General features: G+C 58.8%; 20 protein-coding genes and 1 pseudogene. 17 read left to right on the top strand and 4 right to left on the bottom strand.

Annotated elements, in window-relative coordinates:
- The first annotated feature begins 3 nt into the window (after positions 1-3).
- From nqrF to sthA, 4 genes are all read left to right on the top strand, one after another.
- Positions 4-1227, top strand: coding sequence for an NADH:ubiquinone reductase (Na(+)-transporting) subunit F (gene nqrF, locus FEZ62_RS16635; RefSeq protein WP_172929022.1), 1224 nt, complete (start codon positions 4-6; stop codon positions 1225-1227).
- A gap of 2 nt (positions 1228-1229) precedes the next feature.
- Positions 1230-2255 carry an FAD:protein FMN transferase gene (locus FEZ62_RS16630; protein WP_172929020.1) on the top strand — a complete coding sequence of 342 codons (1026 nt, stop codon included), beginning with the start codon at positions 1230-1232 and terminating at the stop codon, positions 2253-2255.
- A complete protein-coding gene (nqrM, locus tag FEZ62_RS16625; protein WP_069898815.1) occupies positions 2252-2479 on the top strand; it encodes a (Na+)-NQR maturation NqrM in 228 nt (75 codons plus the stop codon). The genes FEZ62_RS16630 and nqrM overlap by 4 nt, the downstream gene beginning before the upstream one ends.
- A 113-nt stretch (positions 2480-2592) precedes the next feature.
- On the top strand, positions 2593-3987 hold the full coding sequence (gene sthA, locus FEZ62_RS16620; protein ID WP_069898813.1) for a Si-specific NAD(P)(+) transhydrogenase: 1395 nt from the start codon (positions 2593-2595) through the stop codon (positions 3985-3987).
- 187 nt (positions 3988-4174) lie between these two features.
- Here sthA and FEZ62_RS16615 read toward each other — a convergent pair whose 3' ends face one another.
- The 3 genes from FEZ62_RS16615 to FEZ62_RS16605 form a co-directional block, all read right to left on the bottom strand.
- Complete coding sequence (locus FEZ62_RS16615) at positions 4175-4894, bottom strand: glycerophosphodiester phosphodiesterase family protein (protein WP_172929018.1); 720 nt, start codon at positions 4892-4894, stop codon at positions 4175-4177.
- A gap of 104 nt (positions 4895-4998) precedes the next feature.
- Positions 4999-5286, bottom strand: coding sequence for a phosphodiesterase (locus tag FEZ62_RS16610; RefSeq protein ID WP_172929016.1), 288 nt, complete (start codon positions 5284-5286; stop codon positions 4999-5001).
- A gap of 61 nt (positions 5287-5347) precedes the next feature.
- A complete protein-coding gene (locus FEZ62_RS16605) occupies positions 5348-5929 on the bottom strand; it encodes a PilZ domain-containing protein (RefSeq protein ID WP_090508545.1) in 582 nt (193 codons plus the stop codon).
- A gap of 95 nt (positions 5930-6024) precedes the next feature.
- Here FEZ62_RS16605 and FEZ62_RS16600 point away from each other — a divergent pair, with 95 nt between their 5' ends.
- The 3 genes from FEZ62_RS16600 to FEZ62_RS16590 are packed head-to-tail and all read left to right on the top strand — an operon-like array spanning position 6025 to position 9225.
- A complete protein-coding gene (locus FEZ62_RS16600; protein ID WP_150549484.1) occupies positions 6025-7275 on the top strand; it encodes a lipoprotein-releasing ABC transporter permease subunit in 1251 nt (416 codons plus the stop codon).
- Between the two features lie 22 nt (positions 7276-7297).
- Positions 7298-7981 carry a lipoprotein-releasing ABC transporter ATP-binding protein LolD gene (gene lolD, locus FEZ62_RS16595; protein WP_172929081.1) on the top strand — a complete coding sequence of 228 codons (684 nt, stop codon included), beginning with the start codon at positions 7298-7300 and terminating at the stop codon, positions 7979-7981.
- Positions 7981-9225 carry a lipoprotein-releasing ABC transporter permease subunit gene (locus FEZ62_RS16590; RefSeq protein WP_090508544.1) on the top strand — a complete coding sequence of 415 codons (1245 nt, stop codon included), beginning with the start codon at positions 7981-7983 and terminating at the stop codon, positions 9223-9225. The genes lolD and FEZ62_RS16590 overlap by 1 nt, the downstream gene beginning before the upstream one ends.
- A gap of 153 nt (positions 9226-9378) precedes the next feature.
- Here the strand turns inward: FEZ62_RS16590 and FEZ62_RS16585 are convergent, their stop codons facing one another.
- Complete coding sequence (locus FEZ62_RS16585; protein WP_069898800.1) at positions 9379-9906, bottom strand: DUF2062 domain-containing protein; 528 nt, start codon at positions 9904-9906, stop codon at positions 9379-9381.
- A 230-nt stretch (positions 9907-10136) separates the two neighbouring features.
- Here FEZ62_RS16585 and FEZ62_RS16580 point away from each other — a divergent pair, with 230 nt between their 5' ends.
- The 10 genes and pseudogenes from FEZ62_RS16580 to smc all read left to right on the top strand — a co-directional run bounded on the left by FEZ62_RS16580 (position 10137) and on the right by smc (position 20957).
- A complete protein-coding gene (locus FEZ62_RS16580) occupies positions 10137-12359 on the top strand; it encodes a DNA internalization-related competence protein ComEC/Rec2 (RefSeq protein WP_242454981.1) in 2223 nt (740 codons plus the stop codon).
- A 72-nt stretch (positions 12360-12431) separates the two neighbouring features.
- The gene (locus FEZ62_RS16575) at positions 12432-13064 is read left to right on the top strand and encodes a MotA/TolQ/ExbB proton channel family protein (RefSeq protein WP_069898798.1); all 633 of its coding nucleotides are present in this window, start codon (positions 12432-12434) and stop codon (positions 13062-13064) included.
- Positions 13061-13489, top strand: coding sequence for a biopolymer transporter ExbD (locus FEZ62_RS16570; protein ID WP_069898796.1), 429 nt, complete (start codon positions 13061-13063; stop codon positions 13487-13489). The genes FEZ62_RS16575 and FEZ62_RS16570 overlap by 4 nt, the downstream gene beginning before the upstream one ends.
- A gap of 35 nt (positions 13490-13524) precedes the next feature.
- Positions 13525-14538 carry a tetraacyldisaccharide 4'-kinase gene (gene lpxK, locus FEZ62_RS16565; RefSeq protein WP_172929015.1) on the top strand — a complete coding sequence of 338 codons (1014 nt, stop codon included), beginning with the start codon at positions 13525-13527 and terminating at the stop codon, positions 14536-14538.
- 51 nt (positions 14539-14589) lie between these two features.
- Positions 14590-14775, top strand: coding sequence for a Trm112 family protein (locus tag FEZ62_RS16560; protein WP_069898793.1), 186 nt, complete (start codon positions 14590-14592; stop codon positions 14773-14775).
- The gene (gene kdsB / locus FEZ62_RS16555) at positions 14776-15540 is read left to right on the top strand and encodes a 3-deoxy-manno-octulosonate cytidylyltransferase (protein WP_172929013.1); all 765 of its coding nucleotides are present in this window, start codon (positions 14776-14778) and stop codon (positions 15538-15540) included.
- The gene (locus FEZ62_RS16550) at positions 15540-16004 is read left to right on the top strand and encodes a low molecular weight protein-tyrosine-phosphatase (protein WP_150549480.1); all 465 of its coding nucleotides are present in this window, start codon (positions 15540-15542) and stop codon (positions 16002-16004) included. Before kdsB ends, FEZ62_RS16550 begins: the two co-directional genes overlap by 1 nt.
- Positions 16001-17020 carry a UDP-N-acetylmuramate dehydrogenase gene (gene murB, locus FEZ62_RS16545; RefSeq protein ID WP_172929010.1) on the top strand — a complete coding sequence of 340 codons (1020 nt, stop codon included), beginning with the start codon at positions 16001-16003 and terminating at the stop codon, positions 17018-17020. The genes FEZ62_RS16550 and murB overlap by 4 nt, the downstream gene beginning before the upstream one ends.
- Before the next feature lie 275 nt (positions 17021-17295).
- Positions 17296-17400 (top strand): annotated as a pseudogene (locus FEZ62_RS16540) (GntR family transcriptional regulator); the annotation flags it as partial.
- A 53-nt stretch (positions 17401-17453) separates the two neighbouring features.
- The gene (gene smc, locus FEZ62_RS16535; protein WP_172929008.1) at positions 17454-20957 is read left to right on the top strand and encodes a chromosome segregation protein SMC; all 3504 of its coding nucleotides are present in this window, start codon (positions 17454-17456) and stop codon (positions 20955-20957) included.
- Positions 20958-20992: the final 35 nt, after the last annotated feature.

Genomic DNA, 20992 nt, shown 5'->3' with positions numbered 1-20992 from the left:
CAGATGAATTACGAAATTTTCCTCGCAATAGGCATGTTCACCGCCATCGTTCTGGCGTTGGTGGTGATCATTCTGATGGCGCGCGCCAAGCTGGTTTCCAGTGGCGACGTGAACATCGAAATCAACGGTGAAAAAACCATTACCGTGCCGGCTGGTGGCAAGCTTCTGCAAACCCTGGCGGCGAACAATGTGTTTCTGTCGTCTGCATGTGGCGGCGGTGGTACTTGCGCGCAGTGCAAGTGCGTAATCACTGAGGGTGGCGGCGAAATGCTCTCCACCGAAGAATCGCACTTCACCCGTCGTGAAGCCAAAGAAGGCTGGCGTCTGTCGTGTCAGGCTGCGGTTAAGCAGGACATGAAGATCGAAGTGCCGGAAGAAGTGTTCGGCGTGAAGAAGTGGGAATGCACGGTTCTGTCGAACCCGAACGTTGCCACTTTCATCAAGGAGTTGACGCTGAAACTGCCGGAAGGCGAGAGCGTTGACTTCCGCGCAGGCGGTTATGTTCAGCTTGAGTGCCCACCGCACGAAGTGCATTACAAGGACTTCGATATTCAAGAGGAGTATCGTGGCGATTGGGACAAGTTCAACCAGTGGAAGTATGTGTCCAAGGTTGACGAGACGGTGATTCGCGCTTACTCGATGGCCAACTATCCGGAAGAAGTCGGTCTGGTTAAGTTCAACATCCGTATCGCATCGCCGCCACCGGGCAAGGATCACTTGCCGCCTGGCCAGATGTCTTCGTATGTGTTCAGCCTCAAGCCGGGCGACAAGGTCACTGTTTACGGGCCGTTTGGTGAGTTCTTCGCCAAAGACACCGATGCAGAGATGATCTTCATCGGCGGTGGTGCGGGTATGGCGCCTATGCGTTCGCACATCTTCGATCAGCTCAAGCGTTTGAAGTCGACCCGCAAGATCAGCTTCTGGTACGGCGCACGCTCCATGCGTGAGGCGTTCTACAACGAAGAGTACGATCAGCTGCAGGCCGAGAACCCGAACTTCCAGTGGCATCTGGCGCTGTCCGATCCGCAGCCTGAAGACAACTGGACCGGCCTCAAAGGCTTCATCCACAACGTACTGTACGAGAACTATCTGAAGGACCATCCGGCTCCGGAAGATTGCGAGTTCTACATGTGCGGCCCGCCCATGATGAACGCCGCTGTGATCAAGATGTTGGTTGATCTGGGTGTAGAGCAGGAAAATATCCTTCTCGACGATTTCGGCGGTTGATCATGAAACACGCTGTACTTCAGCCCGTTATTGCTGTCGCCTTGGCGGCAGCCCTAACGGGCTGCTGGTTTTCGGACCGGGTAGAAGAGTTTGGCGGCCCGACAATGGGCAGCACTTATAGCGTCAAATACGTGCACACCGATGCCACGCCTGATGTCGATAAGGTGCGCGCTGAGACCGAGGCGATTCTGGCCGAGGTTGATCAGCAGATGTCGACGTACCGTGATGATTCGCTGATCTCGCAGTTCAACAAGGCACCTGCCGGCAGTTGCATGCAGCTTCCCGAAGGCATGCTTGAGTTGGTGCGTAGCGGCGGCAAGTTATCTGATGACAGCAATGGCGCATTCGACCTGACCCTTGAGCCTTTGCTCAACCTTTGGGGGTTCGGTCCGCAGGCGCGGGTTGAGAAAGTCCCGAGCGCTGAACAGATCGCCGAAGCACGTCGGCATATCGGCCACCAGCATCTGCGCATTGATGGGCAATCCTTGTGCAAGGATGTCGATATCCAACTCGACCTTAACAGCATTGCTGCAGGTTACACGGTCGACCGCATTATCAGTCGTCTGCGCGAGCTGGGCATCAGCAGTTATTTGGTCGAGGCCACTGGTGAGCTCAAGGCCGCTGGCAAGAAGCCGGATGGTGAGCCCTGGCGTATTGCGATCGAAGCGCCGCGTGATGATGAGCGGGTTTCACAAAAGATTCTGCAACTCGATGGTTATGGCATTTCCACCTCTGGCGATTACCGTAACTATTTCGAGGAAAATGGCGTGCGTTACTCGCACACCATCGATCCACTAACAGGCGCGCCGATTACCCACAAACTGGCCTCGGTGACGGTCGCCAACGAGTCGACTCAGTTGGCCGATGGCTTGTCGACCTTGCTGATGGTTTTGGGTCCGGAGCGCGGTATGGCGTATGCTAAACAGGCAAATATCGCCGCATTCTTCGTGACGCGTGAGGGTAAAGCCTTCGTCACACACAGTAGTCCGGCATTCGAGCAGCTATTCGCTGCGGGAGAAGAGCAATGACATTCGTCGTGGTATTTCTGGTCATGATCTCAGTCGTTTCAATGATGGCCGTTGGCGTCATCATGGGGCGCAAACCAATCGCCGGTTCGTGCGGCGGTATCGCCAATCTGGGCATCGAGAAAGAATGCTCGATCTGCGGTGGTAGCCGTGAGAAGTGCGAAGAGGTCAACAGCGCCGAAGGCACTCAGAAAACAGCTCTGGCCTACGATGCAACCAAGCTTTAAAACCTGTTTTACAGGCAGCTAAACGTTACGCACATTTTTGATTGCCGCGTTCATTTTGCAACGCGGCCCTGCCGAGGCGTGGCTAAACGCCCGGTGTGATCTGAGGAGTAAACATGGCGGTCTACAACTACGATGTGGTGGTGCTCGGTTCGGGCCCCGCAGGTGAAGGCGCGGCAATGAATGCGGTCAAGGCCGGGCGCAAAGTGGCTGTAGTCGACAGTCGCCGCGAAGTCGGCGGTAACAGCACACACCTGGGCACTGTGCCGTCCAAGGCACTGCGTCACTCGGTTCGTCAGATCATGCAGTTCAACACCAACCCGATGTTCCGCCAGATCGGCGAGCCCCGTTGGTTCTCGTTTCCGGACGTGCTGAAAAGCGCGGAGCGGGTAATTTCCAAGCAAGTGTCTTCTCGCACCGGCTACTACGCCCGCAACCGTATCGATGTATTTCACGGCACTGCCAGCTTTGCCGACGAGCACACCGTTGAAGTGGTTTGCCCGACAGGCGCGGTCGAGAAACTGGTGGCCAAGGACATCGTGGTGGCGACCGGTTCGCGTCCCTATCGCCCGGACGGCGTAGATTTCAATCACCCGCGTGTTTACGACAGCGACACCATTCTGACGCTGAGCCACACGCCGCGCCGCCTGATCATTTACGGGGCCGGTGTAATCGGTTGTGAATACGCGTCGATCTTCAGCGGTCTGGGCGTGCTGGTAGACCTGATCGACAACCGCGATCAGTTGCTCAGCTTCCTCGACGCTGAAATCTCAGACGCTTTGAGCTATCACCTGCGCAACACCAACGTATTGATCCGCCATAACGAAGAATATGAGCGCATTGAAGGCGTTGATAACGGCGTGGTGCTGCACCTCAAGTCGGGCAAGAAGATCAAGGCAGATGCGTTGCTCTGGTGTAATGGCCGTACTGGCAACACCGACAAACTGGCGCTGGAAAACGTCGGCCTCAAAGCCAACGGCCGCGGCCAGTTGGAAGTGGATGAGCATTACCGCACTTCGGTGAAGAACATCTACGCCGCCGGTGATGTGATCGGTTGGCCGAGCCTGGCCAGCGCCGCATTCGATCAGGGGCGTTCGGCGTCGGGCAGCATCGTGCAGAACGACAGCTGGCGCTTCGTCAATGACGTGCCGACCGGGATTTATACCATTCCGGAAATCAGCTCGATCGGTAAGAACGAGCGCGAGCTGACCCAGGATAAAATCCCTTACGAAGTGGGCAAGGCGTTCTTCAAGGGCATGGCCCGTGCACAGATTTCCAGCGAGCCGGTGGGCATGCTGAAAATTCTGTTCCACCGCGAAACCCTGGAAGTGCTGGGTGTGCATTGCTTCGGCTATCAGGCCTCTGAGATTGTGCACATCGGTCAGGCGATCATGAACCAGAAGGGCGAGGCGAATACCCTCAAGTATTTCGTCAACACCACCTTCAACTACCCGACCATGGCTGAGGCCTATCGGGTGGCTGCGTTTGACGGGCTCAACCGGCTTTTTTGACCGACTCCGATCGGTGGCCTGAGCCGGTCGGGGAGGACCCGTTCAGTAACTCGCAAGATTGGCAGTGGCCCAATCGCGAAAGTTTCTGATCAGGCTGCAACAAAAAACCGCCTTCATGGGCGGTTTTTTGGTTTAAGGCCAGTCGCCAACTCTAAGTGGCGATCGTTTTCCTCGTCCAGCCTGCGCGTCAACTGCTCAGCGTGCGCACCGCCAGACCCGGAAAATCGGTGATGATGCTGTCGGCGCCAAAGTCGGCGAGTCTGCGCATGAGTGCCGGCTCGTTAACCGTCCAAACGGTGACGTGCAAGCCTGCTTTCTGCGCCTTGAGCAGTCGCTCCGGGGTGCACAGGGTCCAGTTCAGCGCCAGATACTGACAATCGTAGTGCAGGGCGACCTTGATCGGGTCGAGCCAGGAATATTCGGCCACCAGCCCGCGTGAAAGGTGCGGCGCAAGGCGTTGCAGGGCGCGTAATACTTCGCGTGAGCTGGAGGTGACAGTCACCTTGTCGCTGATGCCGAATTTTTCGGCCAGCGCCGCAATGGCTTCAACCGTGCGGGCGGCGCGCACCTTGGAGGCGCTTTTGACTTCAAGTTGCCAATGCTCAAACGGGCACTTCTCGAACAGTTCACTGAGGCGCGGGATCGGGCAGGGTTGCACGGCGCCAGGGCCACCTTGGCGCGCGTCGTATTCAACCAGTTCGGCGGCGTCATGTTCGGCTACCTTGCCGCGCCGGCCGGTGGTGCGCTTTAGAGTCGGGTCGTGGATGACCATCAGCTCGCCATCTCGCGACAGGTGCAAATCCAGCTCGCAACGCGTTACGCCATGCTCAAGGCATTGCTGGAAGCTGCGCAGGGTGTTTTCTGGGGCTTCGCCTTTGGCGCCGCGGTGTCCATAAATCAGCGTCACAGTAGCTCCTTGAATTAACGACGGATCGCTGCCTCAGCGATGCACAGTGCTATTGATAAAGCTTGACGCCATGCCGGTCAAGCCGCGCAGCAGAGCCACTCGGATTACTGCGCGCGCACAGGACGGTGGCGAACGCTGTCGACAACATGGTCATACTCGAAGTAGACGCTGAACTGGCGATAATCCCAGCGCGTAATCGGCGGATTGCCAACCGGTGCGTGCTCTTCATCGGCCAGCCCGTAACGCTCAAGAACTGCCCGACGCGACTCGCCACGCTTAGGCATTACGGGCGCATCAGCGCCAGCGCCTTGTGTGCCCAGCGGAATAGTCAGGGTTTCTGCATTGCAGGCCAGTGGTAGCAGTGCAGCAAATAACAGTGGCAAACAGCGCATGGCAGGCTCGTGGGTCAGGTGGCTGTAGACAATTTTCTTGGGGCGACTGGGGCAGCGCAGGTCAGGTCAAATCTGCCTGCTCCCTTGCCGTACGGCGCTCATGCGCCTGGCGCTGCAATATATGCCGGGCGAGTAATTGGCGCTGTGCATCGGTTAACGCTTCGAACTCGGTGCCGATGTCGTAGCTGTCGGTGGCGATTGCGGTGCAATGCACAACTTTGGCGCGCAACATCAGGCCCAATGCTTGCGGCATCAGCACAATTTTCATTGCAAGCTGTGTCCCGACTTGCAGTTTTTCCGGGTCGCTGAAACTCACGCCACCCTCGCTGATGATGACCGGGCGCGGCTCGCCGATATCTTCCAGCAGGCTCTGTGCAACCGCCTGGCTGAGGAGGTCGAAGCGCTTGTTAATGACCTTCAGGTAGCTGGCCAGCGTGCGGTCGCGCTCACTGATATGGCGCAACATGTGCTGCGACTCGAAGTCGAGCAGGTGCAATTCACTGAGCAGATTGAACACAGTCGAGCCGCCCACAAGTGGCTCTTGCGAGGCCGCTTCGGCGGCGCTTAACTGCCGGAAATCCAGTGCTATCGTATCTTCGATGCGATAGTATTCGCGTCGATCTTTTTCATCTTGAGTCGGCATGGCGAACCCGCAGCAGCAGTAGTGGTCAGAGTGTAAAGCTGCTCGTCGAGCCCCGCCACAAGGACGTTTCTCTTTTCCGCGAAGCAACTTCCAACATGTTCAGACCTCTGTTCGTATTTATTGGTACACGCTACACGCGAGCCAAACGCCGCAACCATTTTGTTTCATTCATCTCCCTCACCTCCATGATCGGGCTCGCGCTCGGTGTATTGGTAATGATTGTAGTGCTGTCTGTTATGAATGGCTTCGATCATGAAATGCGCAGCCGCGTGCTGGGCATGGTTCCGCATGCCACCATCGAAAGCCCGACGCCTTTGAGCGACTGGCGCAGCCTTGGCGACAAGGCCATGGCCAACAAACAGGTGCTTGCCGTTGCGCCATTCAGCCAGATGCAGGGGCTGCTGACCAACAACGGCAAAGTGTCGAAAGTGCTGATCAACGCGGTTGATCCGGTCGAGGAGGCGAAAGTCTCGATCATCGGCAACTTCTTCAAGCAAGGCAGCCTGGATTCACTCAAGGCCGGCGAGTTTGGGATTGTCATCGGTGATAACGCCGCGAAGAAACTCGGCGTCGGCATGGGCGACAAGATCACTTTCGTCTCGCCCGAGGTTTCAGTCACGCCAGCGGGGATGTTTCCGCGGCTCAAGCGCTTTACCGTGGTTGGCATTTTCCATGTCGGCGCGGGCGAGATCGACGGCTATCTGGCCATGACCAATGTCGAGGATCTGGCCCGCCTGCAGCGTTGGCCGCGTGATCAGGTGCAAGGCATTCGCCTCAAGTTTGATGACCTGTTCCAGGCGCCGCGTATTGCCTGGCAGCTTGCTCAGTCACTCGGCCAGGGCGACTTTTATGCCCGCGACTGGACCCGCACCCACGGCAATCTGTATCAGGCCATTCGCATGGAAAAGGCCATGATCGGCTTGCTCCTGCTGCTGATCGTTGCGGTGGCGGCGTTCAATATCATTTCGACGCTGGTGATGGTGGTCAATGACAAGAAAGGCGATATCGCCATCTTGCGCACCCTTGGCGCGACACCCCGGCAGATCATGGCGATCTTCATGGTGCAGGGCACGGTCATCGGTGTGATTGGTACAGCCATCGGTGCATTGCTGGGCATATTCGCAGCGCTCAACGTCAGTGCTGCTATTGCCGGTATCGAGCGCCTGTTGGGGATCAAGTTCCTCAACGCCGACGTCTACTTTATTGATTATCTGCCCTCGCAACTGCTCACCTCTGATGTGGTGATGGTTTGCGGTGCGGCCTTGTTGTTGAGTTTTCTCGCGACCCTATACCCGGCATGGCGTGCTGCGCGCACCCAGCCTGCGGAGGCGTTGCGCTATGAGTAATCCGATTAAGGGTGATCGAGTGATGCAGGATCAGGCTGTTCTGAGCTGTCGCAACCTAAGCAAGAGTTATGACGAAGGCCCGCAATCGGTTGTGGTGCTTGATGGCTTGCAGCTTGAGCTGCATCCGGGTGAGCGCCTGGCAATTGTTGGCAGTTCCGGCTCGGGTAAAAGTACCCTGCTGAACATGCTGGGCGGGCTGGATACGCCGAGTACCGGCAGCGTTTGGCTGGCGGGCGAGGAATTGTCCGCACTCAACGAGAAACAACGTGGCCTGTTGCGTAACCGCGCGCTGGGTTTCGTCTATCAGTTTCACCACCTGCTGCCCGAGTTCACCGCGCTGGAAAACGTTTGCATGCCGCTGCTGATCGGCAAGACCTCAATCCGCGAGGCGAGTGAGCGCGCCACTGCATTGCTTGAGCGCGTGGGGCTGGGGCACCGCTTGTCGCACAAGCCTGCCGAGTTGTCTGGCGGCGAGCGTCAGCGCGTCGCGGTTGCGCGGGCACTGGTGAATAATCCGGGTGTGGTGCTGCTCGATGAGCCGACCGGCAACCTCGATCACCATACCGCGCTGGGCATTCAGGACCTCATCAAAGAGCTGAGTCTTTCATCGCGCACGGCGTTCGTGGTGGTAACTCACGACCTTGAATTGGCGCGCAAGATGGACCGTATTCTGCGTCTTGAAGACGGCAAACTGGTGGCCAACTGATGTTTCGGCCACTGAGTATTTTTATCGGGGCTCGCTACACGCGGGCCAAGCGACGTAATCACTTCATTTCGTTTATTTCGCTGACCTCGATGATCGGCTTGGCCCTCGGTGTGCTGGCCATGATCGTAGTGCTGTCGGTGATGAACGGTTTCCAGCAGGAAATGAGTTCGCGGATTCTCGGCATGGTGCCGCACGCCAGTATCGCTGCCAGCGAGCCGCTTGATGACTGGCAAGCAGTGGCGGCCAAGGCCAAACAGAACCCTGAAGTGCTGGCGGCGGTGCCATTTGCCGAGCTGGAAGGCATGTTGTCTTACCGTGGCAGCATGCAGCCGATTCAGTTGCAGGGCGTCGATCCGGCGCTTGAGCCGCAGGTGTCGATCATTGGCAACAGCATGATCGCCGGTAAGCTCAGCGATTTGCAGCCGGGTGAAAGTGGCGTGGTGATTGGTGCCATCACCGCGCGGCGTTTCCAGCTCAAAGTCGGTGACAAACTGACCTTGATCGTGCCTGAACTCAGTGCTGTGCCTGGCGGTATTACCCCGCGCATGAAGCGCCTCAACGTGGTTGGCGTGTTCAAGGTGGGCGCGGAACTGGACAGCTCGCTGGCGTTGATCAACGTCGCCGATGCGGCGGATATTCAGCGCTATGAGCCGGGGCAGGTGCAGAGCGTAAGACTCAAGCTCAAGGATCTGTATCAGGCACCTCAGGTCTCAGCGGCTGTGGCGGCTGATCTGGGCGCGAATTATCAGGCCAGTGACTGGACGCAGACGCAGGGCAGCCTGTTCAGCGCCATGAAAATGGAAAAAACCATGATCGGCCTGCTGCTATTGCTGATCGTTGCAGTGGCCGCGTTCAATATCATCGCGACATTGATCATGGTGGTCGCCGATAAGGGCGCGGACATTGCCATTCTGCGCACGCTGGGTGCCACACCGCGGCAGATCATGGGTATTTTCATCGTTCAAGGTACGGTGATCGGTACGATCGGCACGTTGATCGGCTGCGTGCTTGGCGTTGCTGCAGCGCTCAACGTCAGCCAGTTGGTGGGCTGGATTGAGCGCGTGAGTGGCCAGCATGTGTTCAGCTCGGATGTCTACTTCATCAATAGCCTGCCATCGCAATTGCAGGTTACCGATGTGGTGCTGATCTGCGTGGCCGCATTGGGCATGAGTTTTCTCGCCACCCTGTACCCGTCATGGCGGGCATCGCGCATTCAGCCTGCTGAAGCGTTGCGCTACGAGTAAGTGTGGAGCGGGGCGCCTGTCGCAAGGCGGCGTCTTCCGCTCAACTGCCAACCGCTTACAGGCACGCGCAGGCTGCCCCGAACGTCGCGTCGCCACGTTCAACGGCTCAATAATCAAGTGACGATAACAATGGGCTGGCTTGCTGATGGGCAGCTATTGACCTTTCTGTGCGCGGGCTTCCTGACGCTTGCGCCAGTTGCGCCGAACCCACCAGTGCCAATAAGCGTTGGTGCCGAAGTAGCTGAGCACCGCGAGGATCAGGCCCAGCACAAATGAACCCAGATAGAGCGGCTGCCAGTGCGTTTGCAGAACCTGGCCAACCCAATGCAGGGTTACATGCTCAGGGATTCTTAAGGTCGGGGTGCTCATCAGCCAGGCGCCGAACTTGTAGCTGCAATAAAACACCGGCGGCATGGTGATGGGGTTGGTCAGCCAGACCAAGCCGACAGAGATGGGCAGGTTGCCGCGCAAGAACACCGCCGAGAATGCAGCGGCCACCATTTGCATGGGCATTGGAATCATCGCCCAGAAAAAACCGATCGCCATGGAGCGGCTGACTGAGTGGCGATTCAAGTGCCACAAATTGGGGTCGTGCATCAACGTGCCTAGAAAGCGCAGGGACTTGTTGTTCCTGATGCTCTCCGGGTTTGGCATGTAGCGCTTAATAAAACGACGCGGCATGTAAGGTCTCTGACCGGCTAAAAGCGCAAGTATTATGCACTCAAAAGTTAAGGGCTGCTCTCTCAACCTTGATCAAGAGAATTTTGGCTGGCAATCGCAGGAAAATTCATTGCTCACCCATGCAAGTGCTCTGGCTCGACTAACCTCAGCGCAGCGATGCTAAACCGCTTCGCCAAGTTTTTCACCCAGCATTTGCAATCGCCCAGGGAACGGGTGTTCAAGGAGTTCGAATGCGCTCAGGGATGATAGCGCTTGTGCTCGGCTTATTGTCATTACGTTTATTGCCCGTGCTGCCGCCACCATGGTTGCTTGGCCTGCTCGTGTTGCTGGCTGTCGGTTTGTTGTTCACCCGGATTAACAGCATTGGCTGGTTCGTGCTGGGGCTGGTATGGGCGTGCGCCGGTGCACAGCTGGCGCTGGATGACCGTCTGGCCCCTGAGCTGGATGGTCGCACGCTCTGGTTGCAAGGGCAGGTGGTGGGGCTGGCGCAGCAGGATGATGGCGTTGTGCGCTTTGAGCTTGCATACCCGGTTTCGCGCCGGGCGTTATTGCCGCAAAAAATACGCCTCTCCTGGTACGGCCAGCATTCGGTGGTTGCGGGTGAAGTCTGGCGTTTAGCTGTGCGCTTGAAACGCCCGCATGGCTTGGTCAATCCGCAGGTGTTCGATTATGAAACCTGGTTGCTGGCGCAACGCATCGGCGCAACCGGTTCGGTCAAGGACGGCCAGCGTATTGCCCCGGCGAGTGGTTTGGGCAGTTGGCGCGACAGGTTACGCAAGCGGCTGTTGGCGACCCCGGCAAACGGGCGTGAGGCGATGCTGACGGCGCTTGTAGTGGGCGATGGCTCTGCAATCGCGCCTGCTGACTGGGCCACTCTCAAGACCACTGGCACTGTGCATTTGTTGGTGATATCCGGCACGCATATCGGCTTGTTGGCGGGGCTGTTGTATGCGCTGGTCGCGGGGCTTGCGCGGATCGGCTGTTGGCCACAAGCCATTCCCTGGCTGCCGTGCGCCTGTGCGTTAGCGCTTTGCGGCGCATTGGTCTACGGGTTTCTGGCCGGGTTTCAGGTGCCGGTGCAGCGTGCTTGTGCGATGGTCGGGTTGGTGCTGCTTTGGCGTTTGCGATTTCGTCGGATTGGCGCGTCCTACGTGTTGCTGTTCGCCTTGATCGTCGTGCTGCTCAATGAGCCGCTGGCGAGTTTGCAGGCTGGCTTCTGGTTGTCCTTTTCAGCGGTGGCGCTGCTCATGTTGATTTTCGGTGGGCGTCTCGGCGGTTGGTCGTGGGGGCAATCGCTGGTGCGCGCGCAGTGGGCGATCGCCCTGGGATTGCTGCCGATGATGTTGGCATTGGGACTGCCCGTGAGCCTGAGCGGGCCGCTGGCGAATCTTGTCGCGGTGCCATTGGTGGGGTTGGTCGTCGTACCGGTGGCACTGGCGGGCAGCTTGTTGTTGTCGGTGCCTTATGTGGGCGCAGGGCTTTTATGGTTGGCCGGCGGCTTGGTCGAGATGCTGTTTCGCGGGCTCACACCGTTGGCGCACTGGTTGCCCGCATGGCAGCCGGGTGCTTATGGTCTGGGCGTGTGGTTGCTGGCTTGTGCGGGCACGTTGTTGCTGTTGCTGCCCTCGGGGTTACCGCTGCGCTTGTTTGGCTGGCCGCTGATGCTGCCGTTGCTGTTTACCACGCCGCAGAGAATCGCAGAGGGTACGGCTGTCGTGACCATGCTCGATGTAGGTCAGGGCCTCGCGGTGGTGGTGCGCACGCGCAACCATGCGTTGTTGTATGACGCGGCGCCGCGCTTTGGCGATTTCGATTTGGGTGAGCGTGTGGTGCTTCCTTCGCTGCGCGCGCTGAATATCGCGCAACTCGACCTTCTGCTGTTGAGTCATGGCGACAATGATCATATAGGCGGCGCCTCGGCGGTAATCGAAGGCATGCCGGTCGAACATGTCATCAGCGGCGAAGGCGGCCGGTTACCGTCACGCTGGCAGGCTCAGCCATGCCGGCAACGCACGTGGCAATGGGATGGCGTGATCCTGCAAAGCTGGCGCTGGGCAGGTGCCAGTGATGCGAATCAGGCGTCATGCGTGCTGATCATTGAAGCGCAGGGCGAGCGGATCGTGCTGACCGGCGATATCGATGTGGCGGCCGAAAGCGCGCTGCTGGCCAGCGGGCTGGAACTTGAGGCGCGCTGGCTGCTGTCGGCGCATCATGGCAGTCGTTCGTCGTCTTCTCGCGCATTTGTTCAGCGGGTTGCCCCGCAAGCGGTGCTAATCTCGCGGGGCAAGCACAATGCTTTTGGTCACCCGGCCGCGGATGTATTGGCGCGCTATGCGCAAATTCCGGCGCGCGTGTACGACACTGTGGAGCAGGGCGCGGTGACCGTTCAGCTTGGTCAGTTCACAGACGCTAAAACATTGCGGACAGAATCTCGCTTTTGGCGAGAAAAATGAGAACAGCGGCGGTCGGCTAGCGATTGACCCTATGCTAGAGTGGCGCGACTTTTATCGAGGGGGTTGTTCACTGTGTGGGAACTGGTTAAAGCGGGCGGCTGGATGATGCTGCCAATCATACTGTGTTCAATTGCGGCGGCTGCGATCATTGCCGAGCGGCTGTGGACCTTGCGCCCGAGTCGCGTCAAGCCTGGCAACTTGCTGGCCACCGTTTGGGGCTGGATCAAGGCCAAGAAACTCAACGCGCAAAAGCTCAAGGAGCTGCGCGCCAACTCGCCGTTGGGTGAAATTCTCGCCGCGGGTCTGGCCAACTCCAAGCATGGTCGCGAGATCATGAAGGAATGCATCGAAGAGGCGGCCGCACGCGTCGTCCACGATCTTGAGCGCTATCTCAACGCGCTGGGCACCATCGCCGGTATCGCCCCGTTACTCGGCTTGCTCGGCACCGTGCTGGGCATGATCCAGATTTTCTCCTCGTTCATGGATTCAGGCATGGCCAATGCGCCATTGCTCGCCGGCGGTATCGCCAAGGCGCTGATTACCACGGCGGCGGGCTTGATGGTCGCGATCCCGGCTCTGTTCTTCCACCGTTACCTGCAGCGTCGGGTTGATGAGTTGGTGGTTGGCATGGAGCAGGAAGCAATCAAGCTGGTTGAAGTGGTGCAGGGGGATCGTGACGTAGAGATAGGCGGGGACAAGGCGTGAAGTTTCGACGCAAACCACGTGAAAATGTCGAGATCGGCCTCGCCCCATTGATTGATGTGGTGTTTATCCTGTTGCTGTTTTTTGTGGTGACGACAACTTTCACCCGCGAAACTCAGCTTAAGGTCGATTTGCCTGAGGCTGTTACCGGCACTCCGCCGGAACAGACCGAAATCAAGCAGCTTGAAGTGTTGATCGCGGTAGATGGTACGTTCTCGGTGAATGGCAAGGAATTGCTGAAAAGCGACCTCAACAGCCTGATGAACGCGCTACAGAAGGAGTCCGATGGCGACACCAGCTTGCCATTGAGCATCAGTGCCGACGCCAAAACCGAGCACCAGGCCGTGGTTACGGCGATGGACGCAGCGGGCAAGCTGGGCTTCGCGCACCTGCGAATCACCACCGTCGAGGCCGAGACTGCGCCCTGATCAGCGGCGCAGTCGTTTTTTCTTGAGGTTCTCCGATGCCGTTGTCTGATGGTCTTGTTGCTGCCTGGTATAAGGGGCATCCACTGCTCGGCGCGCTCAGCCCGCTGGAAGCGCTTTATCGCCGAGTGGTGCAGGGCAAGCGCGAGCGTTTTCTGGCCGGTGTCGGCGAGATTTACCGTGCGCCCGTGCCGGTTATCGTGGTCGGCAACATCACCGTAGGCGGCACCGGCAAGACGCCGTTGATCCTCTGGCTGGTCAATTATTGCCAGCAGCGCGGCATTAAGGTTGGCGTAGTCAGTCGCGGTTATGGCGCCAAGCCGCCGCAATTGCCGTGGCGGGTCGAGGCAGATCAAGACGCAGCGATTGCAGGTGATGAGCCGCTGCTGATTGTTCAGCGCAGCGGCGTGCCGCTGATGATCGATCCTGATCGCAGCCGCGCCATTGCCGCCTTGCTGGACGCCGAACCCTTGCAACTGATTCTCAGTGACGACGGCATGCAGCATTACCGCATGGCCCGCGACATGGAGTTGGTGCTGATCGATGCGGCGCGTGGCCTGGGCAATCGCCGTTGCTTGCCAGCGGGGCCATTGCGTGAGCCGGTTGAACGGCTCGAATCGGTGGATGCGTTGCTCTACAACGGTGCGCCGGCAGATCCGCAAGACGGCTTTGGTTTCACCCTGCAGCCGCAAGCGTTGATCAACGTAATGACCGGCGAGCGTTGCCCGCTGGACCATTTCCCCAATGGCCAGCAGGTGCATGCAGTCGCGGGAATCGGTAATCCCCAGCGTTTCTTCAAAACCCTCGAAGCGCTACACTTGCAGCCCATAACGCATGCGTTCAGTGACCATGCGCAGTTTTCTGCGCAACTGCTGGATTTCAGCCCGGCGCTGCCGTTGGTGATGACGGAAAAAGACGCGGTCAAGTGCCACGCCTTTGCCCAGCCGAACTGGTGGTATCTTGCGGTTGATGCTCAGCCTTCAGAAGCCTTCACCTTGTGGTTCACCGAACGCGTGCAGGCGTTGCTGCAACCCACTGATCTGCCGCGCTAGCCCGCACTCTGGTGCTCGGCCGGGCGGCCCATTGATGTTTAAGGATTGTCCATGGACCCGAAATTACTCGATATTCTGGCGTGCCCGCTGTGCAAAGGCCCGCTGAAACTGGTTGCCGATAAATCCGAATTGATCTGCAAAACCGATGGCCTGGCCTATCCGGTGCGTGACGGTATCCCTGTCATGCTCGAAACGGAAGCGCGCACCCTCAATACTGATGAGCGACTGGACAAGTAAATGAGCCCTGCATTCACGGTGGTAATCCCGGCGCGTTATGCCTCCACGCGCCTGCCCGGCAAGCCTTTGCAGGACATTGCAGGCAAGCCGATGGTCCAGCATGTCTGGGAGCAAGCCTGTAAAAGCAGTGCTGATCGGGTGGTGATTGCAACTGACGATGCACGCATCGTCGAGCGTTGTCAGGCGTTCGGTGCCGAGGTGCTGCTGACGCGGGTCGATCATAATTCAGGTACCGACCGCCTGGCCGAAGTGGCCATAGCGCTGGGTTTGCCTGCGGATGCCATCGTGGTCAACGTGCAGGGCGACGAGCCACTGATACCGCCGGTGATTATCGATCAGGTCGCCAGCAATCTGGCCGCCAATGCGCAGGCGGGCATTGCCACGCTGGCAGAGCCGATCAACGAGGCGGCTGCACTGTTCAACCCCAATGTGGTCAAGGTTGTCACCGACCTCAATGGTCTGGCGCTGACGTTCAGCCGCGCGCCGCTGCCGTGGGCGCGGGATGACTTTGCCGGTGACCGCGACCAGTTGCCAGCCGGTGTGCCATACCGCCGGCACATCGGAATTTACGCCTATCGCGCCAAGTTCCTGCACGACTTCGTCGAGTGGGGCCCGTGCTGGCTGGAAAACACCGAGTGTCTGGAGCAATTGCGGGCGCTGTGGAATGGCGTGCGCATCCATGTTGCCGACGCGCTGGAAGCGCCTCCTGCCGGGGTTGATACCCAGGAAGATCTGGACCGCGTTCGTCAGTTGTTGGCCGGCTGATGCGCGTATTGTTCGTGTGTCTGGGCAATATCTGCCGCTCGCCTGCGGCTGAAGGCATCTTGCGCCAAAAATTGCGCAAGGCAGGGTTGAGCGCGCAGATTGAAGTCGACTCAGCGGGCACGGGTGACTGGCATGTCGGCAATCCACCCGACAGCCGAATGCGCAGTGCCGCGCAAGCCCGTGGTTACGATCTGTCAGGCTTGCGCGGGCGTCAGGTCTCAACGGCAGACTTCGCCGCTTTCGACCTGATTCTGGCGATGGACAACAGCAACCTGAGCAACCTTGCCAAGGTTCAGCCTGCCAATGGCCGCGCTGAACTCGATCTGTTCCTGCGCCGCTACGGCTTGGCAGTGGAGCAGGTGCCGGACCCGTATTACGGCGGCGATGACGGCTTTGAGAACGTGCTCGATCTGCTCGAGCAGGCCTGTGATGCGCTGGTGGCTGAGCTAGAGGGACGTTTATGAGCTTGCAGGTTGAGCACAACGTCTCGCTCAAACGTCTCAATACGTTTGGCATCGAGGCGACTGCCAAGGCGCTGGTTGAAGTACACGACGATGAGCAACTGCGCGCGGCACTGAGTTTCGCCAAGCAGCAACAGCTGCCGGTGCTGTTGCTCGGCGGCGGCAGCAACATGCTGATCACTGGGAACATTGATGCGCTGGTCGTGCGCATGGCGACTCGCGGTATCAGCATTATTGAAGATGACGCCGACAGGGTTGTGGTCGAGGCGCAAGCTGGCGAGCCGTGGCATCCATTCGTGCAATGGAGTCTGGCGCAGGGCTTTGTTGGCCTGGAAAACCTCAGCCTGATTCCCGGCACTGTGGGCGCCGCACCGATGCAAAATATCGGTGCCTATGGCGTCGAAATCAAAGATGTATTCGCCGGTTTGACCGCGCTGGACCGCGAAAGCGGTGAATTGCGTGAGTTCAGCGCAGAAGACTGCGCGTTCGCTTACCGCGACAGTGTATTCAAGCAGCAGCCCGGGCGCTGGGTGATTCTGCGGGTGCGCTTTGCGCTGAGCCGGCGCAATGTGCTGCATTTGGGGTATGGGCCGGTGCAGCAGCGCTTGCAGGCACAGGGCATCACTGATCCGACTGCGACCGATGTAAGTCAGGCGATTTGCGCGATTCGCAGTGAAAAACTACCCGACCCGGCGAAACTGGGGAATGCCGGTAGTTTCTTCAAGAATCCGCTGGTCAGCGCTGCGCTCGCTGAACGGATCAGCCAGTTGCACAGCGATGTTGTGGCGTATCCGCAGGCGGATGGGCAGGTCAAACTGGCCGCTGGCTGGCTAATCGAACGTGCAGGCTGGAAAGGCTTTCGAGAGGGTGACGCGGGCGTGCACAAGTTGCAGGCGCTGGTGTTGGTCAACTACGGCAATGCCAGCGGCAAGCAGCTGCTGGCGCTGGCGCAACGGATTCAGCACGATATTGCCGAGCGTTTTGGGGTTGAGCTGGAGATGGAACCCAACGTTCTGTAGCAATATGCGGCCCGCTTAGCGCTTTTGTGTAGGCGGGCTGCAGGTGCAATGGCGCGGTGTGTCGGGTTACGCCGGGAGCACGTTGTTCGCCGATTCAAGCATCTTGCCGGGTTGCCGGGCGACAGTGTTATTGTGCCGCGATTGGCAAGTTTGAATAAGGCTGTTGGCGTTGCAGAGCCAGTGGCTTTGAGGCTGTTTTTGCTGTGTTACACTGCGCCCGCGCCAAGCATGGCGGGCCTTTAGCCCAAATAGGTCAACAGAACCTAAGGATCAACATGACGTTCAAGGCATCGGACAGCCTCGCCGAGCAGATTGCCCAATACCATGACCATGGTGGCCGGATCATCCGTGGCGCGCTCAAGCCGTTTGAGCGAACTCAGGCAATTGCTTTTTACCCGATGCCAGCGCTGGCTGCGTGTGAGGCGAACTGCGCATGCGCCTGAAGTGTATAAAGCTGGCCGGGTTCAAGTCCTTCGTCGACCCGACAACCGTGACATTTCCGAGCAACATGGCTGCCGTCGTGGGGCCGAACGGTTGCGGTAAATCGAACATTATCGACGCAGTACGCTGGGTGATGGGCGAGAGTTCGGCGAAGAACCTTCGCGGCGAGTCGATGACTGACGTTATCTTCAATGGCTCGAATACCCGCAAGCCCGTGACGCAGGCGTCGATTGAACTGGTGTTCGACAACTCCGACAGCACGCTGGTGGGCGAATACGCCGGTTACAACGAAATCTCGATTCGCCGCCGGGTCACGCGGGACAGTCAGAACACCTACTTCCTCAACGGCACCAAGTGCCGCCGGCGCGATATTACCGATATTTTCCTGGGTACTGGTCTGGGCCCGCGCAGCTACTCGATTATCGAGCAGGGCATGATCTCCAAGTTGATCGAGGCCAAGCCCGAAGACCTGCGCAACTTCATCGAGGAAGCGGCGGGCATCTCCAAGTACAAGGAGCGCCGCCGCGAAACCGAAAACCGTATTCGCCGCACCTACGAAAACCTTGCGCGCCTGACCGACCTGCGCGAAGAGCTGGAGCGCCAGCTTGAACGCCTGCATCGTCAGGCCCAGGCCGCCGAGAAGTATCAGGAGTACAAAGCCGAAGAACGCCAGCTCAAGGCGCAGCTGACAGCCCTGCGTTGGCAAACCCTGAATGAACAGGTGGGTCAGCGCGAAGCGGTTATCGGCAATCAGGAAATCAGTTTTGAGGCGCTGGTAGCCGAACAGCGCAACGCCGATGCGAGCATTGAGCGCCTGCGCGACGGTCATCACGAGCTTTCCGAGCGTTTCAATCTGGTGCAGGGGCGCTTCTATTCGGTGGGCGGTGATATCGCCCGCGTCGAACAGAGTATTCAGCACGGCCAGCAACGTCTTCGCCAGTTGCAGGATGACCTGATGGAAGCCGAGCGTTCGCGTCAGGAGACCGAGTCGCATCTTGGGCACGACAGCACGCTGTTGGCCACGCTCGACGAGGAGCTTGGCCAGCTGGCGCCTGAACAGGAGTTGTCGGCGGCGGCCGCCGAAGAGAGTGCCGCGGCGCTTGAAGACGCTGAGACGGCCATGCAGGGCTGGCAGGAAAAGTGGGATGGCTTCAATCAGTCATCCGCCGAGCCGCGTCGTCAGGCCGAGGTGCAGCAGTCGCGCATTCAGCAATTGGAGCAAGGGCTTGAGCGCCTGGCTGAGCGTCAGCGGCGTCTGGCTGATGAACTGGAGCAACTGAGCGCAGATCCGCAGGATGCCGCAATTCTCGAATTGGGCGAGCAAGTGGCTGCCGGTTTGCTGCAGGAAGAAACCCTGCAAGTGAGCGAGGCCGAAGTGGCTGAGCGTCTGCAACAGCTGCGTGACGAATTGCAACAGGCCGGTCAGGCCCAGCAACAAGCGCAGGGTGAGTTGCAGCGCCTCAATGGTCGCCTGGCATCGCTTGAGGCGTTGCAGCAGGCCGCGCTGGATCCGGGGCAGGGTACCGCACAATGGTTGCAGGCCCAACAGTTGGCCAATTTGCCGCGCATGGCCGAAGGCTTGCGCGTAGACGCTGGTTGGGAGTTGGCCGTAGAAACCGTGCTTGGCGCTGACCTGCAAGCCGTGCTGCTGGATGACGGCCATGCAGCTGGCTTGAGCAGTTATGACTTTGCCAGCTTCAGTCAGGGCGACCTGCGCCTGATTACGCCCAGCAAAGGCGCCACGCGAGTGGCCGGCAGCTTGCTCGACAAGGTCGAGGCGTCGATTGATCTGGCGCCGTGGCTGGCGCGCGTGCGCACGGTTGAAACCCTTGATGATGCCTTGGCTGCCCGTTCCACACTGGCCGATGACGAAAGCGTGATCAGCCGTGATGGCTATTGGCTGGGGCGGCATTTCTTGCGGATTCGTCGTGCCAGCGAGGCCGAAAGCGGGCTGTTGGCACGCGGCCAGGAGATCGAACAATTAGGCCTTGAGTGTGCAGAGCGCGAAACCTCGTTGCAGGTGCTTGATGAGCGTCTCGAGCATTTGCGTGAACAGCAAACTCAGCTTGAGCAGCAGCGCGAGTCCTTGCGCCGGCAGATTCAGGATCAGGCCCGCCAGTTGAGTGAACTCAAGGCTCAGCTTTCGGCGAGCCAGGCCAAGGCCGAACAACTGACGTTGCGCCGCCAGCGACTCGACCATGAAATTGCCGAACTCAGCGCTCAACGTGAACTTGAGCATGAGCAGTTGGGCGAGAGCCGTTTATTGCTGCAAGAGTCGCTGGATGCGATGGCGCTCGACAATGAGCAGCGGGAAACCTTGCAGGCGTTGCGTGACCAATTACGCGAGCGCCTCGATCGGGTGCGCCAGGATGCGCGCCAGCATAAAGACCATGCGCATCACTTGGCGGTGCGCATGGGCTCGTTGCGCGCACAGCATGACTCGACGCGCCAAGCGCTGGATCGCCTCAAGCTGCAATCCGAGCGCCTGCACGAGCGCCGCGAGCAGCTGAGTTTGAATTTGGAGGAGGGCGCAGCGCCGCTTGAAGAGTTGCGCCTCAAACTTGAGGAGCTGCTAGACCGGCGCATGGGCGTCGAGGATGAACTCAAGCATGCGCGGCTGGCGATGGAAGATGCCGACCGCCAATTGCGCGACGCTGAAAAGCGCAGAACTCAGGCCGAGCAGCAGTCGCAGCTGTTGCGCGGCCAGCTCGAACAACAGCGCATGGAGTGGCAGTCACTCAATGTGCGGCGCAAAGCGTTGCAGGATCAGCTCGGCGAGGACAGCTATGACCTGCATACCGTGCTCGGCACCTTGCCTGCGGATGCCAGCGAGGGCGCTTGGGAAGAGGAACTTGAGCGCCTTGGCGGAAAAATTCAGCGCCTCGGTGCAATCAACCTGGCGGCGATTGACGAGTATCAGCAGCAGTCCGAGCGCAAGCGTTATCTCGATGCGCAGAACGCCGACCTTGAAGAGGCATTGCAAACGCTGGAGAACGTAATCCGCAAGATCGACAAGGAAACACGTAATCGATTCAAGGAGACGTTCGATCAAATCAACGGCGGTTTGCAGGCACTTTTCCCGAAAGTTTTCGGCGGCGGCAGCGCTTATTTGGAACTCACGGGCGAAGATTTACTCGATACTGGTGTAACGATCATGGCGCGCCCGCCCGGCAAGAAGAACAGCACCATCCATTTGTTGTCCGGCGGTGAGAAAGCACTGACGGCTCTGGCGTTGGTATTTGCTATCTTTCAGTTAAATCCCGCGCCATTTTGTATGCTCGATGAAGTGGATGCACCACTGGACGACGTCAACGTCGGCCGTTATGCGCGGCTGGTCAAGGAGATGTCCGAGAAAGTGCAGTTCATCTACATCACGCATAACAAGATCGCCATGGAAATGGCGGATCAGTTGATGGGTGTAACCATGCACGAGCCGGGATGTTCGCGTCTGGTTGCGGTAGATGTCGAGGAAGCGCTGGCGATGGTTGATGCCTGACAGGGCGGTTTTCTGAGGGTTGCCTGGGTTGTGTG

It is taken from the genome of Pseudomonas sp. MS19, assembly GCF_013277615.1.
GTDB lineage: Bacteria > Pseudomonadota > Gammaproteobacteria > Pseudomonadales > Pseudomonadaceae > Aquipseudomonas > Aquipseudomonas marincola.
The sequence above is the reverse complement of the archived record's forward strand: the minus strand, read 5'-3'. Positions and strand labels throughout refer to the sequence as shown.

What these genes read in the sequence shown, in the direction of transcription:
- nqrF (WP_172929022.1), top strand. Translation starts at nt 4, where the DNA reads ATGAATTACGAAATTTTCCTCGCAATAGGCATGTTCACCGCCATCGTT.
- lpxK (WP_172929015.1), top strand. Translation starts at nt 13,525, where the DNA reads ATGCCGTTGTCTGATGGTCTTGTTGCTGCCTGGTATAAGGGGCATCCA.
- FEZ62_RS16550 (WP_150549480.1), top strand. Translation starts at nt 15,540, where the DNA reads ATGCGCGTATTGTTCGTGTGTCTGGGCAATATCTGCCGCTCGCCTGCG.
- FEZ62_RS16605 (WP_090508545.1), bottom strand. Translation starts at nt 5,929, where the DNA reads ATGCCGACTCAAGATGAAAAAGATCGACGCGAATACTATCGCATCGAA.
- FEZ62_RS16560 (WP_069898793.1), top strand. Translation starts at nt 14,590, where the DNA reads ATGGACCCGAAATTACTCGATATTCTGGCGTGCCCGCTGTGCAAAGGC.
- lolD (WP_172929081.1), top strand. Translation starts at nt 7,298, where the DNA reads ATGCAGGATCAGGCTGTTCTGAGCTGTCGCAACCTAAGCAAGAGTTAT.
- murB (WP_172929010.1), top strand. Translation starts at nt 16,001, where the DNA reads ATGAGCTTGCAGGTTGAGCACAACGTCTCGCTCAAACGTCTCAATACG.
- FEZ62_RS16610 (WP_172929016.1), bottom strand. Translation starts at nt 5,286, where the DNA reads ATGCGCTGTTTGCCACTGTTATTTGCTGCACTGCTACCACTGGCCTGC.
- FEZ62_RS16580 (WP_242454981.1), top strand. Translation starts at nt 10,137, where the DNA reads ATGCGCTCAGGGATGATAGCGCTTGTGCTCGGCTTATTGTCATTACGT.
- FEZ62_RS16585 (WP_069898800.1), bottom strand. Translation starts at nt 9,906, where the DNA reads ATGCCGCGTCGTTTTATTAAGCGCTACATGCCAAACCCGGAGAGCATC.
- sthA (WP_069898813.1), top strand. Translation starts at nt 2,593, where the DNA reads ATGGCGGTCTACAACTACGATGTGGTGGTGCTCGGTTCGGGCCCCGCA.
- nqrM (WP_069898815.1), top strand. Translation starts at nt 2,252, where the DNA reads ATGACATTCGTCGTGGTATTTCTGGTCATGATCTCAGTCGTTTCAATG.
- kdsB (WP_172929013.1), top strand. Translation starts at nt 14,776, where the DNA reads ATGAGCCCTGCATTCACGGTGGTAATCCCGGCGCGTTATGCCTCCACG.
- FEZ62_RS16600 (WP_150549484.1), top strand. Translation starts at nt 6,025, where the DNA reads ATGTTCAGACCTCTGTTCGTATTTATTGGTACACGCTACACGCGAGCC.
- FEZ62_RS16630 (WP_172929020.1), top strand. Translation starts at nt 1,230, where the DNA reads ATGAAACACGCTGTACTTCAGCCCGTTATTGCTGTCGCCTTGGCGGCA.
- smc (WP_172929008.1), top strand. Translation starts at nt 17,454, where the DNA reads ATGCGCCTGAAGTGTATAAAGCTGGCCGGGTTCAAGTCCTTCGTCGAC.
- FEZ62_RS16590 (WP_090508544.1), top strand. Translation starts at nt 7,981, where the DNA reads ATGTTTCGGCCACTGAGTATTTTTATCGGGGCTCGCTACACGCGGGCC.